Annotated in this window: 27 protein-coding genes; 25 read left to right on the top strand and 2 right to left on the bottom strand. The window is 43.6% G+C overall.

The genetic code is table 11. The annotated features are described in order from the left end of the window. The 6 genes from NFR56_RS06400 (at position 1) to folK (ending at position 5,810) form a co-directional block, all read left to right on the top strand. Positions 1-1,194, top strand: a complete 1,194-nt coding sequence (locus NFR56_RS06400) for an acetate kinase (RefSeq protein WP_023919646.1) — start codon at positions 1-3, stop codon at positions 1,192-1,194. 72 nt (positions 1,195-1,266) lie between these two features. Beyond that, positions 1,267-1,998, top strand: coding sequence for a CPBP family intramembrane glutamic endopeptidase (locus tag NFR56_RS06395; protein WP_134974531.1), 732 nt, complete (start codon positions 1,267-1,269; stop codon positions 1,996-1,998). A gap of 152 nt (positions 1,999-2,150) precedes the next feature. Then, entirely contained in the window at positions 2,151-3,101 is a 951-nt protein-coding gene (gene folP, locus NFR56_RS06390; RefSeq protein ID WP_134974532.1) for a dihydropteroate synthase, read from the top strand. Beyond that, a complete protein-coding gene (locus tag NFR56_RS06385) occupies positions 3,102-4,412 on the top strand; it encodes a bifunctional folylpolyglutamate synthase/dihydrofolate synthase (RefSeq protein ID WP_134974533.1) in 1,311 nt (436 codons plus the stop codon). Between the two features lie 8 nt (positions 4,413-4,420). Next, the gene (gene folE / locus NFR56_RS06380; RefSeq protein ID WP_003019101.1) at positions 4,421-4,975 is read left to right on the top strand and encodes a GTP cyclohydrolase I FolE; all 555 of its coding nucleotides are present in this window, start codon (positions 4,421-4,423) and stop codon (positions 4,973-4,975) included. A gap of 25 nt (positions 4,976-5,000) precedes the next feature. Next, the gene (gene folK / locus NFR56_RS06375; protein ID WP_134974534.1) at positions 5,001-5,810 is read left to right on the top strand and encodes a 2-amino-4-hydroxy-6-hydroxymethyldihydropteridine diphosphokinase; all 810 of its coding nucleotides are present in this window, start codon (positions 5,001-5,003) and stop codon (positions 5,808-5,810) included. Positions 5,811-5,875: 65 nt separating this feature from the next. On the opposite strand, the gene NFR56_RS06370 is transcribed toward folK, so the two are convergent. Both NFR56_RS06370 and pepA read right to left on the bottom strand, forming a co-directional pair. Further along, a complete protein-coding gene (locus NFR56_RS06370) occupies positions 5,876-7,360 on the bottom strand; it encodes a DUF1846 domain-containing protein (protein WP_021154294.1) in 1,485 nt (494 codons plus the stop codon). Between the two features lie 447 nt (positions 7,361-7,807). Next, complete coding sequence (pepA, locus tag NFR56_RS06365) at positions 7,808-8,872, bottom strand: glutamyl aminopeptidase (RefSeq protein ID WP_021154295.1); 1,065 nt, start codon at positions 8,870-8,872, stop codon at positions 7,808-7,810. A 142-nt stretch (positions 8,873-9,014) separates the two neighbouring features. Between pepA and NFR56_RS06360 the strand changes: the two genes are divergently transcribed. From NFR56_RS06360 to NFR56_RS06270, 19 genes are all read left to right on the top strand, one after another. After that, on the top strand, positions 9,015-9,305 hold the full coding sequence (locus tag NFR56_RS06360) for a DUF4651 domain-containing protein (protein ID WP_134974535.1): 291 nt from the start codon (positions 9,015-9,017) through the stop codon (positions 9,303-9,305). Beyond that, on the top strand, positions 9,302-9,619 hold the full coding sequence (locus NFR56_RS06355; protein ID WP_134974536.1) for a thioredoxin family protein: 318 nt from the start codon (positions 9,302-9,304) through the stop codon (positions 9,617-9,619). The genes NFR56_RS06360 and NFR56_RS06355 overlap by 4 nt, the downstream gene beginning before the upstream one ends. A gap of 9 nt (positions 9,620-9,628) precedes the next feature. Then, the gene (gene ytpR, locus NFR56_RS06350) at positions 9,629-10,255 is read left to right on the top strand and encodes a YtpR family tRNA-binding protein (protein ID WP_049475007.1); all 627 of its coding nucleotides are present in this window, start codon (positions 9,629-9,631) and stop codon (positions 10,253-10,255) included. A 101-nt stretch (positions 10,256-10,356) separates the two neighbouring features. Continuing rightward, entirely contained in the window at positions 10,357-10,752 is a 396-nt protein-coding gene (locus tag NFR56_RS06345) for a single-stranded DNA-binding protein (RefSeq protein ID WP_003004675.1), read from the top strand. Between the two features lie 188 nt (positions 10,753-10,940). Next, positions 10,941-11,924 (top strand): substrate-binding domain-containing protein, encoded by a 984-nt coding sequence (locus tag NFR56_RS06340; RefSeq protein WP_251458183.1) that lies wholly within the window; start codon positions 10,941-10,943, stop codon positions 11,922-11,924. Beyond that, positions 11,924-13,240 (top strand): sensor histidine kinase, encoded by a 1,317-nt coding sequence (locus NFR56_RS06335; protein ID WP_134974537.1) that lies wholly within the window; start codon positions 11,924-11,926, stop codon positions 13,238-13,240. The genes NFR56_RS06340 and NFR56_RS06335 overlap by 1 nt, the downstream gene beginning before the upstream one ends. 5 nt (positions 13,241-13,245) lie before the next feature. After that, on the top strand, positions 13,246-13,929 hold the full coding sequence (locus NFR56_RS06330) for a response regulator transcription factor (RefSeq protein WP_037614177.1): 684 nt from the start codon (positions 13,246-13,248) through the stop codon (positions 13,927-13,929). Beyond that, positions 13,926-15,224: an ABC transporter substrate-binding protein gene (locus NFR56_RS06325; protein WP_251458181.1), complete on the top strand. Its 1,299-nt coding sequence runs from the start codon at positions 13,926-13,928 to the stop codon at positions 15,222-15,224. The genes NFR56_RS06330 and NFR56_RS06325 overlap by 4 nt, the downstream gene beginning before the upstream one ends. A 140-nt stretch (positions 15,225-15,364) precedes the next feature. Beyond that, positions 15,365-15,802: a PTS sugar transporter subunit IIA gene (locus NFR56_RS06320; RefSeq protein ID WP_049472855.1), complete on the top strand. Its 438-nt coding sequence runs from the start codon at positions 15,365-15,367 to the stop codon at positions 15,800-15,802. Between the two features lie 14 nt (positions 15,803-15,816). Then, positions 15,817-16,311, top strand: a complete 495-nt coding sequence (locus tag NFR56_RS06315; RefSeq protein ID WP_000261775.1) for a PTS sugar transporter subunit IIB — start codon at positions 15,817-15,819, stop codon at positions 16,309-16,311. A gap of 56 nt (positions 16,312-16,367) precedes the next feature. Further along, complete coding sequence (locus NFR56_RS06310) at positions 16,368-17,210, top strand: PTS mannose/fructose/sorbose/N-acetylgalactosamine transporter subunit IIC (protein WP_014712796.1); 843 nt, start codon at positions 16,368-16,370, stop codon at positions 17,208-17,210. Continuing rightward, on the top strand, positions 17,194-18,048 hold the full coding sequence (locus tag NFR56_RS06305) for a PTS system mannose/fructose/sorbose family transporter subunit IID (protein WP_037585172.1): 855 nt from the start codon (positions 17,194-17,196) through the stop codon (positions 18,046-18,048). Before NFR56_RS06310 ends, NFR56_RS06305 begins: the two co-directional genes overlap by 17 nt. Positions 18,049-18,149: 101 nt before the next feature. Continuing rightward, positions 18,150-18,443, top strand: a complete 294-nt coding sequence (locus NFR56_RS06300) for a hypothetical protein (protein WP_003004348.1) — start codon at positions 18,150-18,152, stop codon at positions 18,441-18,443. 129 nt (positions 18,444-18,572) lie between these two features. Further along, on the top strand, positions 18,573-18,854 hold the full coding sequence (gene groES / locus NFR56_RS06295) for a co-chaperone GroES (protein ID WP_024055367.1): 282 nt from the start codon (positions 18,573-18,575) through the stop codon (positions 18,852-18,854). A 21-nt stretch (positions 18,855-18,875) separates the two neighbouring features. Next, positions 18,876-20,501 (top strand): chaperonin GroEL, encoded by a 1,626-nt coding sequence (gene groL, locus NFR56_RS06290; protein WP_003004647.1) that lies wholly within the window; start codon positions 18,876-18,878, stop codon positions 20,499-20,501. A 629-nt stretch (positions 20,502-21,130) separates the two neighbouring features. Next, positions 21,131-21,865 (top strand): response regulator transcription factor, encoded by a 735-nt coding sequence (locus NFR56_RS06285; RefSeq protein ID WP_251458179.1) that lies wholly within the window; start codon positions 21,131-21,133, stop codon positions 21,863-21,865. Between the two features lie 13 nt (positions 21,866-21,878). Beyond that, complete coding sequence (locus tag NFR56_RS06280; RefSeq protein WP_251458177.1) at positions 21,879-23,183, top strand: sensor histidine kinase; 1,305 nt, start codon at positions 21,879-21,881, stop codon at positions 23,181-23,183. Between the two features lie 289 nt (positions 23,184-23,472). Beyond that, positions 23,473-24,153, top strand: coding sequence for an ABC transporter ATP-binding protein (locus NFR56_RS06275; protein ID WP_118397228.1), 681 nt, complete (start codon positions 23,473-23,475; stop codon positions 24,151-24,153). Next, the gene (locus tag NFR56_RS06270) at positions 24,150-24,857 is read left to right on the top strand and encodes an ABC transporter (protein ID WP_134974540.1); all 708 of its coding nucleotides are present in this window, start codon (positions 24,150-24,152) and stop codon (positions 24,855-24,857) included. The genes NFR56_RS06275 and NFR56_RS06270 overlap by 4 nt, the downstream gene beginning before the upstream one ends. The last annotated feature ends 89 nt before the right edge of the window (positions 24,858-24,946 follow it).

Below are 24,946 nucleotides of genomic sequence, written 5' to 3'. Positions count from 1 at the left end.
ATGTCGAAAACAATTTCTATTAATGCAGGAAGCTCTAGTTTAAAATGGCAATTGTACCAAATGCCAGAGGAAACTGTTCTTGCAAAAGGGTTGATTGAACGGATCGGTTTGAAGGATTCTATTTCAACTGTTAAATTTGATGGACGCTCTGAAAAACAAGTATTAGATATCCAGGACCATACACAAGCTGTAAAAATTTTGTTGGATGATTTGATTCGCTTTGATATTATCAAATCCTACGATGAGATTACAGGTGTGGGCCACCGCGTCGTTGCTGGTGGAGAATACTTCAAGGATTCTGCCTTGGTAGATGACGAAGTCCTTCGAAAAGTAGAAGAATTGTCTTTGTTAGCACCTCTTCATAATCCTGCAAATGCAGCTGGAATTCGCGCCTTTAGAGAGATTTGTCCAAATATTACCAGTGTTGTGGTATTTGATACTTCTTTCCATACAACCATGCCGGAAAAAGCTTATCGTTACCCTCTTCCAACTAAATATTACACAGAAAATAAGGTCCGTAAGTACGGTGCTCATGGAACCAGTCATCAGTATGTAGCTGGTGAAGCTGCTAAACTTCTTGGAAAACCATTAGAAGAATTGAAATTGATCACCTGCCACGTTGGCAATGGTGTATCTGTTACAGCGGTTGACAAGGGAATCTCTGTCGATACCTCAATGGGCTTCACCCCTCTAGGTGGAGTCATGATGGGAACCCGTACAGGGGATCTCGATCCAGCGATTATTCCTTACTTGATGGAACATACAGAGGATTTCAATAAACCTGAAGATATCAGCCGTATCCTCAATCGTGAATCAGGTCTTCTGGGTGTTTCTGGATCTTCTAGTGACATGCGGGATATCCATACAGCGATGCACAATGGAGATGAAAAAGCTAAATTGGCTTACGATATCTTTATCGATCGTTTGCAAAAATACATCGGTCAATACTTGGCTGTCTTGAATGGTGCAGATGCCATCATCTTTACAGCAGGAATCGGTGAAAATGCAGTAAACGTTCGTTCTTCTATTATCAATGGAATCAGCTGGTTTGGCTGCAAGGTCGACCCTGAAAAGAATGTCTTTGGAGTTGTTGGAGATATTTCCACAGATGATTCCCGTGTGAAGGTATTGGTGATTCCAACGGATGAAGAGTTGGTGATTGCGCGTGACGTTGAACGTTTCAAAAATCAGTAAACTGAAATAAAGTGAGAAGGCTGGAGGCGAAAGCCCCAGTCTTCTTATTTTATACAAGAAAGAGGTTGTCCATTGAAAAATATGCAGTCTTTTGTTCGAAAGCACCCATTATGTCAGAATGCCCTCTGGCTCCTGCTTTTTGTGCCCTTATTCTTTCTCTCGCAATTCCCCCTCATCACCATGGTTTATTCCCTTCAAGAAGGAATGCCTGCAAGGTGGGTCACTATCCTCACTCTCTTGGTGACAGTGGCGGTGTTCTTTGTTTTTTATAAGGTCATCAAGATGAGCCCTCTGGAGAACTTAGATGTTCGGGTCATTACCTGGCCGGCTTTGGGGAGAAATTTTCTTTTTCTTCTCTTATTGATGGCTAATAACCTGCTCGCCTATCCCTTGTTGAAACAAGAGGTAGGTGGTACGACGGCAAACCAAGCGGCTCTGAATGAACTGCAATCTCATGCTCCTTTTCTTGCTATGGGAATGGTCGTGATCCTTGTTGCTCCGATTCTAGAAGAGCTGCTCTGTCGGGCCATTATCCCTCGTTTGATCTTTCGAGGGGCAGAACCAATTGGTTATCTAGCCGGTGCTCTCTTTTTTACTTACTTGCATGGACCGAGTACCCTAGGGGAATGGGTAGCTTACGGAGGTATGTCCTTGATCTTAACTTGGGTGGCTTATCGCTACAAGCGGATCGAGTATAGCATTTGCCTTCACATGACCTTGAATGCGCTGGCTTATTATTATCCGGTGGTCATACTCCTTTGTTTATTGCCAGTATGGAGAGTTTTCTTCCATGATAAATTATGATAAAATGGTAGGTACCAATGAGTGTTGATGCAGAACCATCCTACAGAAGGTCAGAAATCCGTATGGAGAGTAGACTCAGAGGTTTAGAACACTTGTTCTAGCCTCTTTTGTTCGCAATCATGCTGTAGGAAGGGAATCAAAGGAGAACGAAAATGATTGATAATAAATGGCTGAGTGGCCAAGGGACCCTTCTTTGTGGGATCTTAAATGTCACTCCGGATTCATTTTCTGATGGCGGTAAGTATACGAGTGTGGATGCAGCCTTGCAGCAGGCGAGAAAACTGATCCAAGAAGGAGCTCAGATCCTCGATATCGGAGGAGAATCAACAAGACCAGGTAGTCATTATGTAGAGATCCAAGAAGAGATTGACCGCGTGGTTCCAGTAATTAAAGCCATTCGGAAAGAAAGTGATGTCTTGATCTCAGTGGATACCTGGAAGTCCCAGGTGGCGGCGGCGGCGCTCGAAGCTGGGGCTGATATTGTCAACGATATTACGGGTTTTCTTGGAGATCCTAAGATGGCTGCTGTCGTCGCGGAGCATGAAGCGAGCGCAGTTCTCATGTTTAATCCAGTGATGGCAAGACCGCATCATCCAAGTTCCACTATCTTTCCACGTTTTGGTTTCGAACCAGTCTTTTCAGAGCAAGAGCTTCAACAGATGGCTCAAGAACCGATTCAAGACTTGATGTGGACCTTCTTTGACCGCTCGCTTGCGGTAGCGAAAGCAGCCGGTGTCCAGATGGATCGTATCATGCTGGATCCTGGGATTGGTTTTGGTTTGACCAAGCGTGAGAACTTACTCTTATTACAAGAACTCGGGACGATTCACCAAAAGGGGTATCCGATCTTTCTAGGGGTCTCCCGCAAACGATTTGTGGTCAATATTATTGAGGAAGCTGGATTTGAGACAGATCCTGCAACGGAGACTGGTTTTTGGAATCGGGACCTGGCTTCGAGCCATTTGACCAGTATTGCAGCCAGTCAAGGAGTCGAAGTAGTGCGGGTGCATGATATTCCCCTTCACAAGATGGCAGCCAGTCTGGGGCAAGCCATTTTCCAAGCCCAAGAGGCAGCAGATACCAATTTAAAACAATACAAGTAAATGAAGACAAAAGAACATCAGTTGGATCTTCGTTGGCTAGAAGCCTATCGTTCCCAAGATCCACATTTCGGCTTGGAGCGCATGGAAGCTCTCTTGGCTTTGAGAGGAAATCCTCACCTAGACTGTCGGGTCATTCATGTTGCGGGGACCAATGGCAAAGGCTCTACCATTGCTACCTTGTCCCAACTCTTGAGGCAGGCAGGTTTACGGGTTGGAGTCTTTACCTCTCCTTATCTGATCCATTACAATGACCAAATCACCATTAATGGCGAAGCCATTTCGGATCAAGACCTGCAAACCTACCTGGATAGTTACCAGCAGCTCCTGGAAGCTGAAGAATCAAGGGCTATCTTTCAAGGGTTGACTGAATTTGAAGTGATGACGGCCATCGCCTATGATTATTTTGCTCATGAGGAGCTGGATTATGTGATTATGGAAGTCGGTATGGGGGGACGACTAGATAGTACCAATGTCTGCCAGCCCGTTCTGACCGCAATCACTTCGATTGGCTTGGATCATGTCGCCCTTCTTGGGCCAGATCTGGCTTCCATCGCCCGTGAAAAGGCTGGTATCATTAAGCCAGGAATTCCTCTGGTTCTAGGGAAATTAGAAGCAGAAGCCAGCCAAGTCATTGAAGGCATTGCGATTCAGAAGCAGGCACCGATAACAGCCTATGACAGAGATTACCAAGTTGAGCTAGAAGCCTCTTGTCTATCGGGCCAATCCTTTTTTTATCACAGTTCCAAAAGAGAAACAGCCTCCTATCAAGTAGCGCTCTTAGGTCATCACCAGGCCAGAAATGCAGCTCTTGCGATCAGCATCTGTGATGTACTTTTTGAAAGAGAAGGGCGTGAACTCTTGTCAAGAGAGTTAGTGGATGAGGCCTTGCATCAAGTCGTCTGGCCTGGCCGGATGGAAGTGGTCTCGCAAAATCCCATGATCGTGCTAGATGGGGCCCATAACCCCCACGCCGTTGCGCCTTTAATCGCAAGTCTTCGGGAACTTTTCCCAAGTCAAAAAAAGACCATTCTTTTTACCTGCATCCGGACCAAAGCTTTAGAAGAGATGCTCATTCAGTGGCAGGAACTGGAAAATAGTCGCTTGATCCTCACAACCTTTGAAGATCCAAGAGCCTATTCTCAAGAAGAGATAAGAGCTGCTGCGAAAAAGCATCAGCTTGAGGAAGTCAACTGGCAAGAGTTTCTACAAAACTGGCAAGCTGAAGGCGATGAGCTCCTCATTGTAACGGGATCGCTCTACTTCCTTAGCCAGGTACGACCTTATTTATTAAAAACAGAAAAATCCAACTAGGAGATGATATGGATACAAAGAAAATTGAAGAAGCAGTGAAAATGATCATCGAGGCAGTCGGTGAAGATGAGAACCGTGAGGGACTTCAGGAAACGCCGACCCGCATTGCCAAGATGTACCAAGAAATCTTTGCAGGATTAGGGCAGACAGCAGAAGAGCACCTGTCTAAATCATTTGAAATCATTGATAACAATATGGTGGTCGAGAAGGATATCTTCTTCCATTCCATGTGTGAGCATCACTTTTTACCATTTTATGGAAAAGTGCACATTGCCTACATTCCAAATGGCCGTGTGGCTGGGCTTTCAAAACTGGCTCGTACGGTCGAAGTATACGCTAAAAAACCACAGATTCAGGAACGTTTGACGGTAGAAATCGCAGATGCCTTGATGGAATATCTTGGAGCACAAGGAGCACTTGTCTGGGTAGAAGCAGAGCATATGTGTATGAATATGCGTGGTGTCCGTAAACCTGGGACCGCTACAGTGACAACTGCTGCGCGTGGACTGCTTGCGACAGATAAAGACTTAAAAAATGAAGCCTATAAACTCATGGGCCACTAATGGCTGGCTATAAGAGGTGAAGAGAGTGGATCAATTACGGATCAAGGACTTAGAGGTATACGCCTATCACGGTGTTTTTCCAGCAGAAAAAGAATTAGGACAACGTTTTGTCCTAGACATATGGGTAGATTATGAGATGACCCGTGCTGCCCGCACAGGTGATTTGGAAGCTTCGATCCATTATGGGATCTTGGCGGAACAGTTGACCGAGTGGATGCAGGCAGAAAAGATCGATCTGATTGAAACAGTGGCCTTTCAATTGGTTCAAAAGATTTTCGAAAGCTATGCCTTTGTAGAAAAAGTTCGTCTGGAGTTGAAAAAACCTTGGGCTCCTGTTCCCTTGCCATTAGAGACTTGTTCGGTGACAATCGAACGGGAGAAAAAACGGGCCTTTATTGGGCTTGGCACCAATATGGGAGATAAACAACTGCAACTAGAGACGGCGCTAGAAAAAATCAAGGATCGAGGTATTCGCCTTCTTCAGACATCCACAAGGATTGAAACAGAACCTTGGGGAGGAGTGGAGCAGGACACCTTTTTGAATCAAGTGGCAGAGGTTGAAACTTGGATGACCCCAGAGGATTTATTAGAGACCTTACTTGCCATTGAGCTGGAAATGGGGCGTGTTCGTGAGGTCAAGTGGGGGCCACGTGTGATCGATCTAGATCTGCTCTATATGGATGACACCATTTGTTACAGTCCAAACTTGATCTTGCCGCATCCTTATGTGGCAGAACGTGCCTTTGTTCTAGAATCTTTGAATGAAATTGCTCCTCATTTTGTGGACCCTGTTCAAAGAAAGCCTATTCGCCAATTATGGGATGCTGTCAAATAGTCTCTCTTCTTTGCATCATAAAAAAAACAATCCCTATTCGAGGGATTGTTTTTGTTTGTCTGAGTTTATTTACGATACAAGCGATCGTATTGGTAGACAGGGTCCATAGTGACGTTGATACCGAGCTTGCGAAGGACATTCTTGTCTTCGTCTGTCAGCATCACGGTTGAGTGGGCTTCACTGCCTTTCAACTTGCCTAATTCTTGCATAGCAAGCTTAGCGTCTTCATTGGTCATAGCTGTAATGGCTAGGGCAATGAGGATCTCGTTTGAGTGAAGACGAGGGTTACGGCTACCCAAATGATTGATCTTCAAGCCTTGGATAGGTTGGACGTATTCTGGCTCGATTAATTTGGTTTCTTTATCAATATGCGCCAATTTCTTGATCGCATTGATCAGGAGGGCTGCGGTTGGGCCAAAGAGATCAGAGGTTTTTCCGGTTACCATCTCGCCGTTTGGCAATTCAAGGGCCAAGGCTGGCTCACCTGTTTCTTCTTCTTTTTGGCGGGCAAGCACGGTCACTTTCCGATCATTTGGAGTAATGCCCAAATCATTCATCAAGAGCTCAATCTTCTTGACGGCTCCTTCACCGACACGTTCAGCTTTGACATCCAAGATGGTTTGGTAATAGCGACGGATGATTTCTTGTTGGGAAGCTTCAATCGCAGCGTCATTGTCCACAATGGCAAAGCCAACCATGTTGACGCCCATGTCTGTTGGAGAAGCGTAAGGGGAGGTTCCTAAGATGCGTTCCAACATGCGCTTCAAGACAGGGAAGATTTCGATATCGCGGTTGTAGTTGACCGTTGTTTCTCCATAGGTTTGGAGGTGGAAGGGATCGATCATATTGACATCGTCTAGATCTGCAGTCGCTGCTTCATAAGCCAAGTTAACTGGGTGGTGCAAAGGAAGATTCCATACTGGGAAGGTTTCAAACTTGGCATAACCTGATTTGATCCCATTTAATTGGTCATGGTACATATTGGACATACACGTTGCCAGCTTACCAGAACCAGGTCCAGGAGCTGTCACAACGACCAAATTGCGGCTAGTTTTGATGTAGTCATTTTTCCCCATCCCTTCAGGAGAGATGATGTGGTCCATATCGGTCGGATAGCCCTTGATCGGATAGTGGAGATAAGAGGCGATCCCGCTCTTGTCTAGTTGTTTGCGAAAGGCATCTGCTGCAGCTTGTCCAGCATATTGGGTGATGACGACAGAGCCTACAAAGATCCCCAATTCATTGAATTTGTCGATCAAGCGTAGCACTTCTTGGTCATAAGAAATTCCTAGATCCCCACGGGCTTTTGAGTGCTCAATGTTGTTGGCGTTGATGGCAATGACAATTTCAACCTGGTCGCGCAATTCTTGGAGCAGCTTGATCTTATTGTCTGGTTCGTATCCAGGGAGGACACGAGCAGCGTGGAAGTCTTCTAACATCTTACCACCAAATTCAAGGTAGAGCTTGCCATCGAATTGGTTGATCCTCTCAATAATGTGGTCACGTTGCAAGTTCAAATACTTTTCAGAACTAAAAGCTTGTTTTTTCATGTAAAACTCCTGTATATAAGGGAAGGGTCTGCCACACGAATCCAAGGATGAGTGTTCAGTTTCCTACCATTTCATTCTTTCATATTATATCAGAAAACAGATGGAAGATAAAATATTCTAAGATACTTTCCTAAGATGAGGTTAGACATCATAGAATTTGATTGTTCAGGCATATTTTTTACATAAAATGACCTAAGTGATGCTAAACAAATAAAATGAGGTAGTCTATTAAGGTCATAGCAGGGTGCACTTAAACTTTCCGCTGTGAGAAAAGTGCCTGAAACGACTCAGTTTCAGGCACTCGGAATTATTGAGACCTCAGGCTCAATAATTAGTCTTGGAACTTCGGAGAAGTTCACAGACGTCCGTACTCACCTAAGGAAAGTTTTTAAGAGGATTTTATCCTCGATCTGAAAGTCCCTTACGGGGACTCGTGATAGATGTTGCTTAATAGTGTTTGATCAAATCAACTGTAGAGCGATCCAATTTCTTAACCAATGCTTGTAAGAAGGCTTGCGCTTGCAAGAAATCATCCATGGCATAGAGGGTTTGGTGAGAGTGTATGTAACGTGCACAGACACCAATAGTTGTTGATGGGACTCCGCCGTTCTTCAAGTGTGCTGCACCTGCATCGGTACCACCTTTGGCACAATAGTATTGGAATTTGATGCCCGCTTCTTCAGCAGTAGTGAGCAAGAAATCCTTCATATTTGGTAGCATGATGTGACCTGGATCATAGAAACGAAGCAGTGTTCCTTCCCCAATCGCACCTTGGTCTCCAAAGACATCAGCTGCTGGCGAACAGTCTACAGCAAGGAAGATTTCAGGATCAAATTTAGTGGTTGAAGTGTGGGCTCCACGAAGTCCCACTTCTTCTTGAACGTTGGCCCCTACATACAGTTCATTGTTTAAGGCTTGGCCAGAAAGGCTCTTGGCCAATTCGCTGACCATCAAGACGCCGTAGCGGTTATCCCATGCTTTAGAAATGACGTTTTTACCATTAGCAGTGAGAATTGCAGAGCTATCTGGGACCAAGGTATCTCCAGGACGGATGCCATAGCTCTCAGCTTCAGCTTTAGAACTAAAGCCTGCATCAAAGACGATGTCGCTAATGGCAGGTACGGTTGGCCCACCTGTACCACGTGTCAAATGTGGAGGAACAGATCCTGAAATAGCAGGGTATTCACGTCCGTCACGTGTAAAGAGTTTGAAGCGTTGGCTGCTGACGACCATCGGGTTCCAACCTCCGATTGGGACAACACGGAAAGTCCCATCAGCTTTGATTTCGCTGATCATAAAACCAACTTCATCCATGTGAGCAGCTACTAAGATACGAGGAGCATCGGCAGCCGTTGAGTGTTTGACCCCAAAGATCCCACCGAGACCATCTGTCACGATTTCGTCCACATGAGGGGTCAATTGTTGGCGCAAATAATCCCGTACAGGAGCTTCGTGACCTGAGATGGCAGGGATTTCAGTTACTTCTTTGATTTTAGAAAATAAATCAGTCATAGGTTACCTTCTTTCTGATGCTATTTTATCACTTTTTCTACAAGGATGGTAGCGTTATTATGGAAATCAGTCCCAAAAAGCAGAGGGAGAGATCCAGCTTAGACCGTTGTCCCTCTGCTTATTTTGTGTTACAATAGGCACTATGAAAGCTAAAAAAATTATTTTGTCTAGTCTGGCTGTAGCAAGTGCAGGAGTCCTTGCGGCCGGTGTTTATAAAATTGCCAAAGATCAAAAGCGTCTCCGTACCCAAGAAGAATTGGTAGCAGAAGTACGGGAGCAAATGGAAGCCATGGGGACGATTGCGACTCTGTATGTGGAACTCTACGAGTCTAGTGAAGAGCGCTTAGTAGGTGGTGTCATTTTTGAAGATGAGCGCCATTACCGCTTTGTCTATGAGGATGGTCTCTTGCATTACGAAGAGGAAAAACTATGATTACACCAAATTCTCTAGAAAAAATTGCTTCTTATGTAGAGCAAGAGGGCAAGAAAGTCTTTGTCTTTTCAGCCGACTGGTGTGGGGATTGCCGTTATCTCAAGCCTTTTTTGCCGGAGATTGAGGCTGAAAATCCCGAATTTACCTTTATCTTGATTGACCGAGATGCCTATCTGGATCTGGCGAAAGTCTGGGATGTTTATGGGATCCCTAGTTTGGTGGTTCTGGAAAAGGATAAGGAAATCGGTCGGTTTGTCAATCGGGATCGGAAAACCAAGGCGCAGATTACAGCATTCTTAGCAGGATTAAAATAGGAGAAAATCATGATTGTAACATACAACAAAGAACAAGTCGGCGATGTATTGATGCTGACCCTGAAAAATAGTGGGGAAGCAAAGCTAGCGGTGGAGAGAAAAGGAAAAGTGGCTCGCGTTTACCGTGAGGACAAGCAAGAAACCGTTGCCTGGAATATCTTTGACGCCTCATCTTTCTTCGCCATCGAAGGCAAGGGCCAAGTCTTTTTGACAGATGAGCAAGTAGATCGTTTGAACCAAGAATTGGAAAGAGAAGGCTTCGCAGAACGTTTGGTCAACGATCGGGAACCAAAATTTGTGGTGGGAGAAATCCTTGAAATGGTGGCCCATCCAGATAGTGACCACTTGAATATCTGCCAAGTAGCAGTTGGACCAGACAAGACAGTTCAGATCGTAGCAGGAGCTCCAAATGCGCGAGTGGGTCTCAAGACCATTGTCGCTCTTCCAGGTGCCATGATGCCGGATGGTAGCTTGATTTTCCCAGGGGCTCTTCGTGGAGAAAAAAGTTATGGTATGATGTGCAGTCCGCGCGAATTGCACTTGCCAAATGCTCCTCAAAAACGAGGCATTATAGAATTAGATGACGCAGAAGTAGCAGGGACACCTTTTGATCCTGCTCGTCACTGGCACGAATAAAGAGAAGAATCTAGGATGTTTTGGATCCTAGATTTTTTTGATTTTGGTTTGTCACCTCCATTTTTTAAAATTTTTTCGAATAAATAGATAGGAGGTAAATGATGTATAATAAAGTTATTTTAATCGGTCGCCTAGTAGCGGCTCCAGAATTGCATAAAACCAGCACAGACAAATCCGTTGCCCGAGTGACCGTTGCGGTCAATCGTCGCTACAAGGACCAAAACGGGGAGCGAGAGACTGATTTTGTCAATGTCGTTGTCTGGGGGAAATTAGCTGAAACCATGGCTAGTTATGCCAGCAAAGGGAGCCTGATCTCTTTGGATGGAGAGATTCGGACGCGCCGCTACGAGAAAAATGGGGTCATGCAGTATGTGACAGAGGTCCTCTGCCAAAGTTTTCAGTTGCTAGAGAGCCGCGCTCAGCGAGCGATGCGTGAAAATGGTGGAACGGGAGATTTAGCTGATATCATCTTAGAAGAGGAAGATCTTCCTTTTTAGAAATAAAAAAGAAAGCTGGTTCGTTTATAGACCAGCTTTTTTGATACTTGGTAGGGGTTTCATTCGGGAATTACTCTTTTAAAAATAAATCAAAAATATGCATCTGTACAATAAAAGCCAGCATTTATCTTGAAAAAGTAGTAAAATAAAGTAATATATATTCAAAATTTTCAGAAAAGGAACGGAGTTTGAAGGGGAAAGAAGAAAGAAAAGAACGGTTGAAATGGCTGATAAAACGGGTTTTACTGGTGATTCCAGTGGCCTGCATCCTCTTGTGGATCTATGCCGTTTGTCAAACCAGTAGCATCAAGGATCAGACCAAGATCGGTGTCACCTATATGACCATGAACAATGAGTTCTATAAAAGTATTCATTCGGAAATTAGTCGAATTGCTGATGAAAAAGGAGCTCTTGTATCTGTCCGAGATCCAGAATTGGATGAAAAAAGGCAGAGCCAGCAGATCGATGATTTTTGCGCTCAAAAGGTAAATGTGATTGTGATTAATCCGGTTAAAGGGGATAGTCAGCCCATTTTAAGAGCTCTTAAAAAAGCTAGAAAACAAGGAATTAAGATCATTGCAGTTGATACCCAGCTCAAGCATTTTAAGCCGGATGCCAGCATTGTCTCTGACAACTACCAGGCAGGAGTCTTGATTGCGAAAGAGCTGATGAAACGCTCCTCAAATGCTCGTATTTTGCTCTTAGAGCATAAGGGGACTGTTTCAGCAGATACGCGGATTCAGGGATTTAAGGATACCATCAAAGGACATGGGTCATATGAGATTATCTCGGAACTAGAAACCAAGGGTCAGACGGAGATCGCTATGCCAGCTGTCCGTAAGTTCTTGCAGTCAGGGGGGAATGTCGATACTCTAGTCTCCTTGAATGACCGTTCAGCTATAGGAGCTTTAGCAGCGATCAAGGAGCAAGGGATCACCCATCCCATTGCGATCTATGGGATTGATGGCTCACCAGATATGAAAGCCTTGCTGCACTCGACAGATGATGTTGTAGGAACCGTTGCCCAGTCTCCTTTGAAGATGGGAGATCGCGTGATGGAGGTCATCCAAGATATGGCTGATGGGAAGAGCTACAAAAAAGAAGTAACCATTCCGGTTCAAATGATGACAAAGGAAAACATCGATCACTTTGATGTGAATGGGTGGCAGTAATGAGAAAATTTAGAGGTGTGAGATACAGTTTGGCCATCCTGATGGTCGTGAATTTTATCGCTGTGATGCTCAACAGTATCATCTATCTTCAAGCAACCAACTATATCATTGCCCAACGGCAAGCTTCTCTATTAGTAGAACGCTTAGAGCGTATTCCTTTTGCGCCCTCTACAACTTTTTGGTTGTCTGCGCTCTTATTTGCTGGGATTGCCTTGATCTCCATGAGTCGTTACCGGTCTCAAACGAGTCGATGGTCCATTTTTGATAAGTGGAACATTCTGGAGATCCTCCTGATGTTGCTCTTGATGTGGGTCCAAAATGTAGCTTATAACGGGCTTATTCTATTGGTTTTTGCGGATATCTTCTATGGTTCCAAAGAGTTGAATACCAAGCGAGACCGCAAGTATTGGTTTGCGTTTATCCTAGTGAGTTTCTTGATGCTTCTTGTGACCAATTCAGACGTCTTTTCGCTTTTCTTTCCGATACCTTCTCTTGATGTCTATATTCATTTTTATCCTGCCTCCATTCGGATTCTGGCCTTTTTCTTGAAGAATTCCCTCTATGCCTTGAATATGGTGCTCTTCATTATTTCACTTTTGTTCTATATTATGAATGTTCTTGCGGAAAACCACGAAGTGGAAGAAGAGCTGGCCATGGTTTCGAAGGTCAATACGGAATTGAACAACTATATGGCCTTGTCTGAGAAGATTGCAGAAGATCGGGAGCGTAAACGGATTGCTCGGGAGATTCACGATACCTTGGGACACGCGCTAACAGGGATCTCGGCAGGTTTAGATGCTGTTGGGGTCTTGATTGATATCGATCCCAATCGGGCAAAAGAGCAGGTAAAAAGCGTATCAGAAGTTGTCCGGGAAGGGATCCAGGATGTGAGGGGCTCTCTCAATCGCCTCCGTCCAGGTGCCCTTGAGGGACGAACCCTCAAAGATGCTTTGGAAAAGATGATCCGCGAGTACCAGACGCTTTCCAACTTGCAGGTCGATTTACACTATGAATGGGTCGATGTCGATATGGATGTCATGATTGAAGATACGATCTTTCGTGTGATCCAAGAGTCTATGACCAATGCGGTTCGCCACGGTCATGCCAGCCGGATGATCCTTCATTTTTTTGAGAATGAAGAAGATTATCTGATCGAGTTGCAGGACAATGGGGTTGGGTTTGAAACCTTGACCTATGGCTATGGACTCAAGCAGATGATGGAGCGCATTTCCATCCTAGGAGGACAGCTTCAATTTGAAAGTCGCGATGGATTTTTCACGCGCGTCAGTTTACCGAAATATAAAGAAGGGAGATAGAGATGGTGATAAAAGTAATGGTGGCAGATGACCAGGCCTTGATTCGAGAATCTCTGAAAATTATTTTGTCAGCCCACCCCGATATCGAAGTGGTGGCCACAGTGGAAGATGGGAATCACGTCTTGTCGAGCATTCCACAGACACATCCTGACCTGATCTTAATGGATATTCGGATGCCAGGCATGGATGGAGTTTTGGCGACAAAAGAAGTCAAAGAGCACTATCCGGATATCAAAATTATTATTTTAACGACCTTTGACGATGATGAATTTATCTATAGTGCACTCAAGTATGGTGCTTCAGGTTATCTTTTGAAGGGAGCCTCGACAGAGGAACTCTATGAAGCGATTAAGGTGGTATATCAGGGCGGAGCCATGATCAACCCGAATATCGCTAGTAAAGTCTTTCAAATTTTCTCACAAATGGCTAAATCCAACTTCTCTATTGCTGTAGATGAGGACAATGTCAAGGATTTGAGCACGACGGAATGGCGCATTATCCAAGAAGTCGGCTATGGGGAGTCCAATAAAGAAATTGCGGCCAAACTTTTCTTGTCAGAAGGAACCGTGCGCAATTACTTATCAACGATTTTGGCGAAATTAAACCTACGAGATCGAACGCAATTAGCGATCTGGTCAGTCCAAACAGGAGTGACGAGACGTGATTTTTCTAAAGGAAATACAGAATGAAATTGAAGCGAAAGCATCTTTGTTGGGGGATTGGTCTCCTTGTTGTGCTCTGTGCGAGCGCGGGTTTTTATTGGTGGAAACAGCAACCGACCGTACTCCATATCGGCGTTTATGCAGGTTCTAGCTGGGATGTGCCGACCAGTCAACGTTCCCATGCCTTGGATCGTGCGATTCAAAAATTTGAAAAATCCCATCCCCACGTCCGTGTAGAGTATGAAAATGGGATTCCGCAGTCAGATTATTCAGACTGGCTCTCTGAAAAGATTGTCTCGGGAAAGACGCCGGATGTGTTTATGGTCTCTGAGCAAGATCTTTCTTTATTAGCAGCGCGGGGGGTGCTAGAAAAGTTAAACGGCTATATGGATCGAAAAGATCAAGCTGCCTTTTATCCCGTTGCCTTTGAATCGGGTGTCTATCAGGGGCAAACCTATGCCTTACCTTATGAAAGCAATCCGATTTTGATGTGTGTCAATAAAGATCTCTTGGATAAAGAAGGCATCGCGGTTCCCAAAGAAGGCTGGACCCTTGAAGAGTTCTATACGATTTGCAAGAAACTAACCAAAGATACCAATGGAGATGGGCAATTGGACCAATTTGGAAGCACAGAATACACCTGGAAAGAAGCCTTGGCGGCAAATGGAGGTCATCTTTTCCAAGGAGGCATGCTCAAGTTGACAGCTCCAGAAGTGAAAGAGTCTTTGACTTTTCTGCAAAAATTGGAAGATCTAAATAAAAATTACAAGGTGAGCTCTAAAGATTTTGACCAGGGGAAAGTCGCTTTCTATCCTATGACCTTGGCCCAATATCGGACCTATAAACCTTATCCCTACCACGTTTCTAAATATTCAAACTTCACTTGGACCTGTATCCCGATGCCGGCTAAGTCAAAATCGACCAAGGCAACCTTGGTCACGACGACTTCTTTTGCTATGTCGGCTCGAAGTTCTCATTCCAAGTTGGCTTGGGAATTGATGCAACTCTTAACAGAGGATCCAGAAATTCAACAAACCCTCTTTGCCCAATCCCAAGGGATCTCTGTCATGCCACAGGTAGTCAAGAGTCGCTCTAGTAAAGACCTTTTGCAGGTAGATGATTTTGGGACGAATTCCTTGACCAATCAGACCTTGAACCGCATCATGGAACAAGCTGTTGAAAGTAGTCCGAAAAATGTCTCAAAAGAGGTGCTAGAAAAGCTAGACTACTTGATTGGCAATGCCTTGCGCGATCAAGATGTTGAGAACCGCTTGCCTCAAATTCAGAGGGAGATTGAAAGTAGCCTACAGGTAGGAGTTTAGAGTAAAATAAGATGGCATTTTGTCAAGTGACAGATGTCATTTTTTTATTGCTAAATGTCATATTAGGAATGTGACATTTGACAATGTAAAAACGCTTTCAAATAATCTACAATAGAGTCAAATAAAGGAGGCGTAGAAAAATGAAATACCTCGTTTTGGTCAGTCATGGTGGACTGGCAGAAGGTCTAAAAACATCACTAGCCATGTTTGCTGGTGATAAGATGGATCAGGTCATCGCAGTTGGACTCAAAGAAGGAAAATCAGTTGATGACTTCGCAGTTGATTTCAGAGAGAGCATTTCAGGATTGACAGCTGATGATTCTGTTTTGGTCTTGGCAGATATCGTAGGTGGTAGTCCATTAACCACTGCAGCCACGGTTCTAGAAGAAGCTGGAAAGCTCGATGGAGCCTTAATCCTTGGTGGGATGAACCTTACCATGGCCTTGACGGCAGTTGTGATGAAAGATGTGTTGGATGGAGACGATTTGTCAGCTACCATCTTATCAGAAGCACGATCTGCACTACAGCCTTTTGAAGTTTCAGCCACAAGTGCTGAAGAAGATGATGACGATATTTAATAGGGAGGTACCTTATGGTAGTAACATTTGTACGGATTGATGACCGCATGATTCACGGTCAAACAGTCACACGCTGGGCAAAGGAAAAACCATGTGATGGCTTGATTGCCGTAAACGATGCAGCAGCATCAAACAAGGTTTTGATCCAAGCTTACAAAGGCGCATCAGACAAGAAAACCTTTGTATGGACAAAGGAAGCCTTTAAAGAAAAATCAGCAAAAGTAACAGAATCAGATAGTCGTTACTTCTTGATCACCAAAAATCCAATCGATATGAAGGAAATTTTGGTCGACCAAGGGTTTGTCCCAGGTGATGTTAAAGAAATCATTGTTGGCCCTGCAAATGATCGTCCTGGAGCTGTGAAATTGGGAAATAACCAATCCATCACTCAGGAAGAAGCAGAAGCCTTCCAAGCCATTCAAGCAGCAGGCTACAAGGTGAAATTCCAATTGTTGCCAGATGTTTCCATCGGTTATTGGGATGATTTCAAATCAAAATTTGGTTTTTAAAACTAACAGTCTTATCTGTTAGGTAAATATATTTACAAACAAAAGGAGCGTTTGTTATGACAATTTCATGGATTCAAGCAATCTTGCTTGGTATTTTCGCCAGCTTGTCTTCAATGCCTGGTATGGGAGGTTCCAGTATCGGGAACTATACACTCGGTCGTCCTTTGATCGGTGGGTTGATTTCAGGTTTAATTCTTGGAGATGTGACAACCGGTATTATGGTCGGGGTTGCCCTTCAAGTCGTTTATATCGCCTTGGTAACACCTGGTGGTACCGTATCTGCCGATGTGCGTGCCATCTCTTACATCGGTGTTCCTCTTGCTATCTTGTTTGTGCATGCTAATAACATCACAGATGAAGCTGGAATCGCCGCAGCTGCAGCTCCAATCGGTGCAGCCGTTGGGACAATCGGTACAGTTCTTTTCTACGGTACCGCTACTATGAACTTGGTTTGGCAACACATTGGTTGGAAAGCCGTTGAAGAAGGAAACTTCAAAAAACTCTACGCAGTTGACTGGGTTTACCCTTGGATCTCTCACTTCCTCTTCTCTTTCCTTCCAACAATGATTATCACCAAATACGGTGAAAACATGGTTGATTTGATGAAACAATACCTTCCTATGGATGGTTACTGGATGAAAGCCCTCTTTACAGTCGGTGCTCTTCTCCCATGTGTCGGTATTGCCATCTTGTTGAAACAAATTGTTACAGAAGCAACTGACTTCATTCCATTCTTTGTTGGATTTACCTTGGCAAAATCTCTCGGATTGAACTTGGTATCCAGTGCCGTTGTTTCATTAATCTTTGCAGTAATCTACTATGAACTTGAAGTGATCAAATCGATGAAAGCTGCTCCAGCCGGAGTGGTGGACCTAGACGATGATGAGGAGGATATTTAAAATGGCTGATAGAAAGAAAATTTCAAAGAAAACATTAGCAAAAGCATTCCATCATTGGTATTATGGTCATTTGACTTGTTTCTCTCAAGAACATATGCAAACCTTCGGGTACTTGACTTCTATGCTTCCAATCGTAGAAGAAATGTATGACACAAAAGAGGAACAAAAGGATGCTATGCAAACCTATACGGCCTTCTTCAACACTGAACCACAACTTGGATCTCTTGTTGTAGGGATCACAGCTGGTTTGGAAGAAGCGCGTGCAAACGGAGATGCAGTGGATGGCGAAACCATCAACGGTATGCGTGCCGGTTTGATGGGACCAATCGCTGGTATTGGTGACTCATTGGTTGTTGGTACCTTGATCCCAGTTCTCTTAGGGATTGCCCTTGGTCTTTCTAAAGGTGGTAACGTCGCTGGTGCTCTCTTCTACATCGTCGTATGGAACCTCTTAGTCTACTTTGGTATGCGCTTTGCCTTCTTCAAAGGTTACCAATTAGGGGATAAAGCCGTTGAATTCCTTGTAGGACCAAAAGGACAAGCTCTTCGTAAAGCGATCAGCGTTGTCGGTGGTATGGTTATCGGTGCCGTAGCAGCTACTTGGGTATCTGTTACAACAGCCCTTCAATTCAAGAATTCTGAAGGAAAAGTCTTCTTGAACATCCAAGAAAAGATCGATGGTGTTTATCCAGGTCTCTTGACAGCAGCCTTCATCACTCTTTGCTGGTGGTTGATGTCTAAGAAAAAAATTTCACCAAACAAAGTTATGTTACTTCTCGTTGTAGTTGCTTTGATCGGTGTTGCCCTTGGTATCTTCGACCCACATCTTAAATACTAAGGAAAAGAAAAAACGAATTTGCTAGTAGGAGTTTTTGAGAATGAAGTGAATTGACCTCCTTTACTTGCACTTCATTCTCAATTTTTATAAGGAGGAATCCCATGGTTACAAAACAAGAACTTGTCAATGGATATGAAACAGAAATCAAGTACCAACGCCACATGCTTGAAAACCTTGGTCGTTGGTTCAGCTTACTCTTTATCATTGCCAGTATTGGTGTGGTATTGATCTATCTCTTTCACAAAAGTTTCCTCCCACTCTTGATCCTCGGGATTTTACTAGCCTTGGTTGGAATTTTAGGCATGATTGTTTTTGGATATGGCATCTACCGCGGGCGGATCAATCTTCAAAAAGTGATCGACGATTTCAATCAAAAATTGACAATTTTAAATTGATATTTTAGAAACATCTCATCTATTTTTGAGGTGTTTTTTTCTTGACTATTTCTGACCAAGTGATACAATAGAAACATAAGTTAGCACTTACGTATAGAGAGTGCTAAAAACACGTATGGAGGAATGAACATGTTAAAACCATTAGGAGACCGTGTGGTCTTAAAAGTAGAAGAAAAAGAACAGACTGTTGGAGGTTTTGTCCTCGCAGGTGCGAGCAAGGCCGATACAAAAACAGCTGAAGTGGTTGCCGTTGGTGAAGGTGTGCGTACCCTAAGTGGCGAACTCATTGCTCCAGCTGTAAAAGCAGGAGACCACGTTTTGGTTGAAAGCCATGCAGGAATTGAAGTGAAAGATGGGGAAGAAACCTACACCATCGTTGGAACAGCAAACATTCTTGCAATTGTAGAGTAAGAGAAGAAAGAGGTAAGAGAAATGGCAAAAGATATTAAATTTTCATCTGATGCACGTTCTGCAATGGTCCGTGGTGTCGATGTCTTAGCAGATACAGTGAAAGTTACGTTGGGCCCTAAAGGTCGCAATGTGGTTCTTGAAAAATCATTTGGTTCACCCTTGATCACAAATGATGGGGTGACCATCGCAAAAGAAATCGAATTGGAAGACCATTTTGAAAATATGGGTGCTAAATTGGTGTCAGAAGTGGCTTCTAAGACCAATGATATCGCAGGTGACGGTACAACAACTGCAACGGTTTTGACTCAAGCCATCGTCCGTGAAGGAATCAAAAACGTCACTGCAGGTGCTAATCCAATTGGCATCCGCCGTGGGATCGAGACCGCTGTTGCAACAGCAGTAGAAGCTTTGAAAAACAATGCGATCCCAGTATCAAGCAAGGAAGCCATTGCTCAAGTAGCTGCTGTGTCTTCTCGTTCTGAAAAAGTCGGTGAGTACATCTCTGAAGCCATGGAAAAAGTTGGTAAAGATGGGGTCATCACGATTGAAGAGTCTCGTGGAATGGAAACAGAACTGGAAGTCGTTGAAGGCATGCAGTTTGACCGTGGTTACCTCTCACAATACATGGTCACTGATAATGAAAAAATGGTGGCAGACCTTGAAAATCCATACATTTTGATTACTGACAAGAAGATTTCAAATATCCAAGAAATCTTGCCATTGTTGGAAAGCATTCTTCAAAGCAACCGTCCACTCTTGATCATCGCAGATGATGTCGATGGCGAAGCTCTTCCAACACTTGTCTTGAACAAGATCCGCGGTACCTTTAATGTCGTAGCTGTTAAGGCACCAGGATTTGGTGATCGCCGCAAAGCCATGCTAGAAGACATTGCCATCTTGACAGGTGGTACAGTCATTACAGACGATCTTGGTTTGGAATTGAAAGATGCAACCATTGAAGCCCTTGGTCAAGCAGCTAAAGTTTCAGTCGATAAAGACAGTACCGTCATTGTCGAAGGTTCTGGTAACCCAGAAGCGATCGCTAACCGTGTGGCGGTCATCAAGTCACAAATCGAAACCACAACCTCTGAATTTGACCGTGAAAAATTACAAGAACGTTTGGCCAAATTGTCTGGTGGTGTTGCCGTGATCAAGGTTGGTGCTGCAACAGAAACAGAATTGAAAGAAATGAAACTCCGTATCGAAGATGCCCTTAATGCGACTCGCGCAGCCGTTGAAGAAGGAATCGTTGCCGGAGGTGGTACAGCTCTTGTCAATGTTATCTCTGCAGTCGCAGCCCTTGAATTAGAAGGAGATGAAGCAACCGGACGCAATATCGTTCTTCGTGCTTTGGAAGAACCTGTGCGCCAAATTGCTCACAATGCCGGTTACGAAGGATCTATTGTGATTGATCGCTTGAAAAATGCCGAAGTCGGAACAGGTTTCAATGCTGCAACAGGTGAATGGGTGAATATGATTGATGCAGGAATCATCGACCCAGTTAAAGTGAGCCGTTCAGCCCTTCAAAACGCCGCTTCCGTAGCGAGTCTGATCTTGACGACCGAAGCAGTCGTAGCCAACAAACCAGAACCAGCAGCCCCAGCAGGACCAGGAATGGATCCAAGCATGATGGGTGGGATGATGTAAGACACTTAGTCTAATGGGTGCTGAAGCACCTCATTAGACTACGGCAAGCACCATGGTGCCTTACCGAAGTGTCTTACTAGCTCAAAGGGAGGAAAATATCGTTCCTCCTTTTTTATCGTGCTTTGGAATTTTCATGTGTTGTGGAATAATATTTTTATTTTAAATTTTGTAACAGAAATGATAAATACTAATTAAAGAGGACTTGCGTAGATGCTTGGGAATCCGGTGTTTGCGGGGTTTTCGGGCGGAGGAATATTTGCCAACAAATTGCAATACAAATTAACTGATTTTGTAATAATTCTAGTGTATACTAGTAAGAGTAGATCACAGGTCTACATTGTTGCAAGGGGAGAACTTCCCACATACATGTCTATTGACAATAAAACTTGATCGTAATATCGCTGCTAGTAAAATGAGAGTTTGAACATAGCGTAGATTTTATCGACCTTTTTCATATTAAAAAATATTTTTCAAATTCCCCTTGCGCAAGCTCTTCCGGATTCCTCCGGGAGAGTTTTTTTGTTAAGAAAAAAAGTAGAAGGCCTTTGAGTCTCCTTTGAAAGAGTGGCTTAGCAGGCATCATTTATGGTAAAATAGAACATATTCGTAGAGGGGAAGGAGTGAGGACTTTGTTGAAGATTTTTGTGTTAGAAGATGAATGGATCCAACAATCGCGTATCGAAGTGGTCTTGCAGGATCTCATCCGTCAAAAATCCTTGCAATGCAAAGCGCCAGAAGTGTTTGGGAAGTCAAGTCAGTTGCTGGATGCTATCACAGAGAGAGGCGCCCATCACCTATTCTTTTTAGATATCGAGATTAAAGGTGAGGAGAAAAAAGGACTGGAGATCGCAAAAGAGATTCGTAAGAAAGATCCCCATGCGACCATTGTCTTTGTCACCACTCACTCTGAATTCATGCCCATTACCTTTCAGTACAAAGTAGCTGCCTTGGATTTTATCGATAAAACGCTGGGTGAGGAAGAGTTCAAAGAGAGAATCAGCTCAGCCATCGATTATACCTTGGAGCAAGCTGGGACCACGATTGCGCAAGATGCTTTTACATTTGAGAGTGCGATGGCGCGAGTACAAGTTCCCTTTAATAAGATTTTGTATGTTGAAACGTCTCCAACTATTCACAAGGTCATTTTACATACCCAGGATGAGCGCTTGGAATTTTACGCTAGTATTGCCGATATCGAAAAAGCAGATCCCCGCTTGTATCGGTGTCACCGCTCCTTTGTGGTGAATCCACAAAATATTACGAAGATTGATAAAGAAGACAAGAAAGCTTTTTTTGAAAATGGGGACAATTGCTTGATCTCACGGACCAAGTACAGAGGCTTACTGGAAGCTTTGAAAAAATAGAAGGGAGAAAGAATTGCTGTTAGATGTTCTAATATTTTACCTAAAGTTCTTCGTCAGTATGCTGATCTATCGTCATATCAGTAGACAAGAGTTCGCCTTGCGCTGGCTCTTTTTGTGCCCCTTCTTCTTTGCAGTCGTCTTTACCCTTGTGCCACCGGTAGGCTTTTTTGGCTATTTCTTAGTATTTATTGCCTATAGTTTCTACCGAAATCGTAACATACGACACCTTTTGAATATTTTTTACGGGCTCTACCCGGTTGTCATGGAGAGTCTCATTGCGCGTCTCTTAGCCTTTTATGTCTTTCCAATGTTAGGGATCGTACTTGTTCATGAGGCATCTGTCAGCTGGTATGATGCTCTACTTGAATTGCTGGTCTTTCCTGTTTATATAGGAATCACTAAATTGTTAAAACTAGATTTTACAGATTTAAAAGTAGGGTTTCAACGGCAGTATTTTAATCGTTTCTTACTCCCGATGGATCTTTCCATGTTTGTGTATTTAGTCAGTGTTGTAGGTCTGGTGGTTTTTGAGGATGTTATTCCTCATGCAGATGCTTTACGGGAACAGTTAAATAGTATTTATTTGATTTTGTTTTTTGTGATGCTCTTGTATTTCAATGCAGTGTCTAAAGAACGATTGAAACAAGAAATTCTGGAACAAAAAGATAGGCAACTGCAGGAGTTAGCCACCTATAGCCAACACGTCGAAATGCTCTATGGGGAGATTCGTGCCTTTCGTCACGATTACCTGAATATTTTAACCAGTCTCAAATTAAGTATTGAGCATGAAGATCTCAACGCGATCAGGGAAGTCTATGAGAATGTTCTCCGAGAGAGTGGCCAACAATTTTACGATAGCAAGTTTGATATTGCTAAACTCAGTCACATTGAAAATCCAGCTGTAAAAAGTGTTCTGTCCGCAAAATTATTGGAAGCTCAAAATAAAGGGATTGGGATCTCTGTCGAGATCGATGAACCTGTTCGTGATTTATTCATCGAGGTTTTAGATTTCATCACCTTCTTATCCATTCTTTGTGACAATGCTATCGAAGCGAGTCTCGAATCAGACGACCCCCAGCTGACTCTTGCCATGCTTCAGGAGGCAAACTCCCTCATCTTAATCGTTGAAAATAGTACAAAAGCTGAAAAAATAGAACTGGCGAGAATTTTTGAAAAGGACTACTCAAGTAAAGGAGATGGCCGAGGTCTTGGCTTGTACAAGATCCAACAATTACTGGAAAAGTATCCCAAAACGACAGTGTCTACCAAGAGTTCAAACTACCGATTTATCCAGAGCCTGACCTTTTGGAAGGAATAATGGAAGAGAGAGTGGGACAGAAATCGGTCATTCGTTAGAATTCGATTTCGTCGTTCCACCTCCGCACAGTTGAGTAGGGCTGTAAAAGCTGATGAAATCAACGTAGTAGAGCCCACTCAACCACTGCGTCTTGCTCGACAATCCAAAAATAATTGAGAGGCTAGGACTTTTGTCCCAGCCTCTTTTTTGACCATTCACGACGATTTTTTGACCGATTCTGACAGAGAGCTTCCAAGGTTTTCCCCTTGAAGTATAATGGACACAAGATCAATAAGAAAAGAGGGATCGTATGTTTCAGGTAGCATCTATTACAAAATCATTTAAGGAGAAAGCTGTATTAAAGGGGGTGTCTTTTTCGATAGAAGAAGGAGACAAAATTGCCTTGCTGGGAAATAATGGAGCAGGTAAAAGCACCCTGTTCAACATTATCGCAGGGCAGCTCCAGGCTGATTCGGGGACGATAAAGACTTCACTTGATTTTCAAAGAGAAATTGGGATGATGCCTCAGGGAGATCTGCTCATCGAGGATCTAACCGTTGCTGAATTCGTCGAATTAAAAAGCCGGATGAATCAGCTGAAGCAGGCTGATATCAATGGACTCTTAGAAATGGTCGAATTGAGAGAATCAAGAGAGCAGATGGTGGGAAGTCTTTCTGGTGGTCAAAAGAGACGCTTGTCCTTATTGTTAACCATTTTGAATCATCCAAAGTTGATTTTTTTAGATGAGCCGACGACAGGCATGGACTTGGAGGCAGTGGATAATTTTTGGAAATTGCTGGAGCAGCAAGAGTTTACATCTGTTGTGGTGACCCATGATTTTAACCAAATTGATGCCTTTTTTACAAAAGTCCTGATTTTAAAAGACGGTCGAATTGCTGCAACAAAGGCTGTTGAGGACATCCATCAGGCTGGTCAAACCATTGAGCAGTATTTCCGAGAAGAGATGAATAAAGGAAGGGAACAAGCATGAAAAAGATTCAATTAAAACAAGTTTTACGAAATAAGCGCTTCGTATTATTCACCATTATTTTACCCATAGGCTGGTATATCTTCTTTTATCAGCTTCAAAAAGGGGTTTCACCAAGTATTTTATTAGGCATTGCTGTATTTATCGGGGTCATTGGCAATAGCCTTGCAACTTTTAGTAAGCGAATCGCCTCAGATATCGGCTTTTATTCTTTTGAATCCCACTTTACAAGCTATAGTGTCAAGCACTATTTATGGGATCAATCGATTGTACAACTGATTCTGAACAGCTTGATCTTTTTAGCAGTGCTAGTAGTTGCTGTTCTAGGTTTTCACTTTCCAGTGACGGCTAGCCTGTTGGTACAATTTTTCCTCTTATCCTTGATGGGGATCTACTTTAGTGTGATTGGCTTTGTACTTGGGGTGAGGGTAGATGCCAAGACGATTGATACCATTGGCTTTCCAGTTATTATTTTAGCAGCCATGACCATTATTCCCTTTGATACGCTTGGTGCAAGTGGAGGATTTATGGACTTGGTTGGCAAGCTACAACGGGTTTTCCCAGGCTATTATTATACAAAGCTGATCCAAGATTTGACTGAGAAACAAACGATTGATGCCACCCAAATAGCGCTCTTTGTTGCCGTATTTGGATTGAATTTGCTATTTTTCTATCTGCTCGTACCCAAAGGGGAAATGGGGAACTAAGAGCAGTTAAAAAGAGGCTGGGACAAAAGTCCTAGCCTCTCAATTGTTTTTGGATTGTCGAGCAAGACGCAGTGGTTGAGTGGGCTCTA

Origin of the sequence: Streptococcus caecimuris, from assembly GCF_943193075.1 — a bacterium.
Lineage (GTDB): Bacteria > Bacillota > Bacilli > Lactobacillales > Streptococcaceae > Streptococcus > Streptococcus caecimuris.
The sequence above is the reverse complement of the archived record's forward strand: the minus strand, read 5'-3'. Positions and strand labels throughout refer to the sequence as shown.

Coding starts and splice junctions, on each gene's coding strand:
- NFR56_RS06370 (WP_021154294.1), bottom strand. CDS start 7,360: ATGAAAAAACAAGCTTTTAGTTCTGAAAAGTATTTGAACTTGCAACGT.
- NFR56_RS06400 (WP_023919646.1), top strand. CDS start 1: ATGTCGAAAACAATTTCTATTAATGCAGGAAGCTCTAGTTTAAAATGG.
- NFR56_RS06305 (WP_037585172.1), top strand. CDS start 17,194: ATGAGGAGGATATTTAAAATGGCTGATAGAAAGAAAATTTCAAAGAAA.
- NFR56_RS06360 (WP_134974535.1), top strand. CDS start 9,015: ATGAAAGCTAAAAAAATTATTTTGTCTAGTCTGGCTGTAGCAAGTGCA.
- folE (WP_003019101.1), top strand. CDS start 4,421: ATGGATACAAAGAAAATTGAAGAAGCAGTGAAAATGATCATCGAGGCA.
- groES (WP_024055367.1), top strand. CDS start 18,573: ATGTTAAAACCATTAGGAGACCGTGTGGTCTTAAAAGTAGAAGAAAAA.
- NFR56_RS06325 (WP_251458181.1), top strand. CDS start 13,926: ATGAAATTGAAGCGAAAGCATCTTTGTTGGGGGATTGGTCTCCTTGTT.
- NFR56_RS06335 (WP_134974537.1), top strand. CDS start 11,924: ATGAGAAAATTTAGAGGTGTGAGATACAGTTTGGCCATCCTGATGGTC.
- pepA (WP_021154295.1), bottom strand. CDS start 8,872: ATGACTGATTTATTTTCTAAAATCAAAGAAGTAACTGAAATCCCTGCC.
- NFR56_RS06300 (WP_003004348.1), top strand. CDS start 18,150: ATGGTTACAAAACAAGAACTTGTCAATGGATATGAAACAGAAATCAAG.
- NFR56_RS06275 (WP_118397228.1), top strand. CDS start 23,473: ATGTTTCAGGTAGCATCTATTACAAAATCATTTAAGGAGAAAGCTGTA.
- NFR56_RS06320 (WP_049472855.1), top strand. CDS start 15,365: ATGAAATACCTCGTTTTGGTCAGTCATGGTGGACTGGCAGAAGGTCTA.
- folP (WP_134974532.1), top strand. CDS start 2,151: ATGATTGATAATAAATGGCTGAGTGGCCAAGGGACCCTTCTTTGTGGG.
- NFR56_RS06385 (WP_134974533.1), top strand. CDS start 3,102: ATGAAGACAAAAGAACATCAGTTGGATCTTCGTTGGCTAGAAGCCTAT.
- NFR56_RS06345 (WP_003004675.1), top strand. CDS start 10,357: ATGTATAATAAAGTTATTTTAATCGGTCGCCTAGTAGCGGCTCCAGAA.
- ytpR (WP_049475007.1), top strand. CDS start 9,629: ATGATTGTAACATACAACAAAGAACAAGTCGGCGATGTATTGATGCTG.
- NFR56_RS06355 (WP_134974536.1), top strand. CDS start 9,302: ATGATTACACCAAATTCTCTAGAAAAAATTGCTTCTTATGTAGAGCAA.
- NFR56_RS06270 (WP_134974540.1), top strand. CDS start 24,150: ATGAAAAAGATTCAATTAAAACAAGTTTTACGAAATAAGCGCTTCGTA.
- NFR56_RS06315 (WP_000261775.1), top strand. CDS start 15,817: ATGGTAGTAACATTTGTACGGATTGATGACCGCATGATTCACGGTCAA.
- groL (WP_003004647.1), top strand. CDS start 18,876: ATGGCAAAAGATATTAAATTTTCATCTGATGCACGTTCTGCAATGGTC.
- NFR56_RS06310 (WP_014712796.1), top strand. CDS start 16,368: ATGACAATTTCATGGATTCAAGCAATCTTGCTTGGTATTTTCGCCAGC.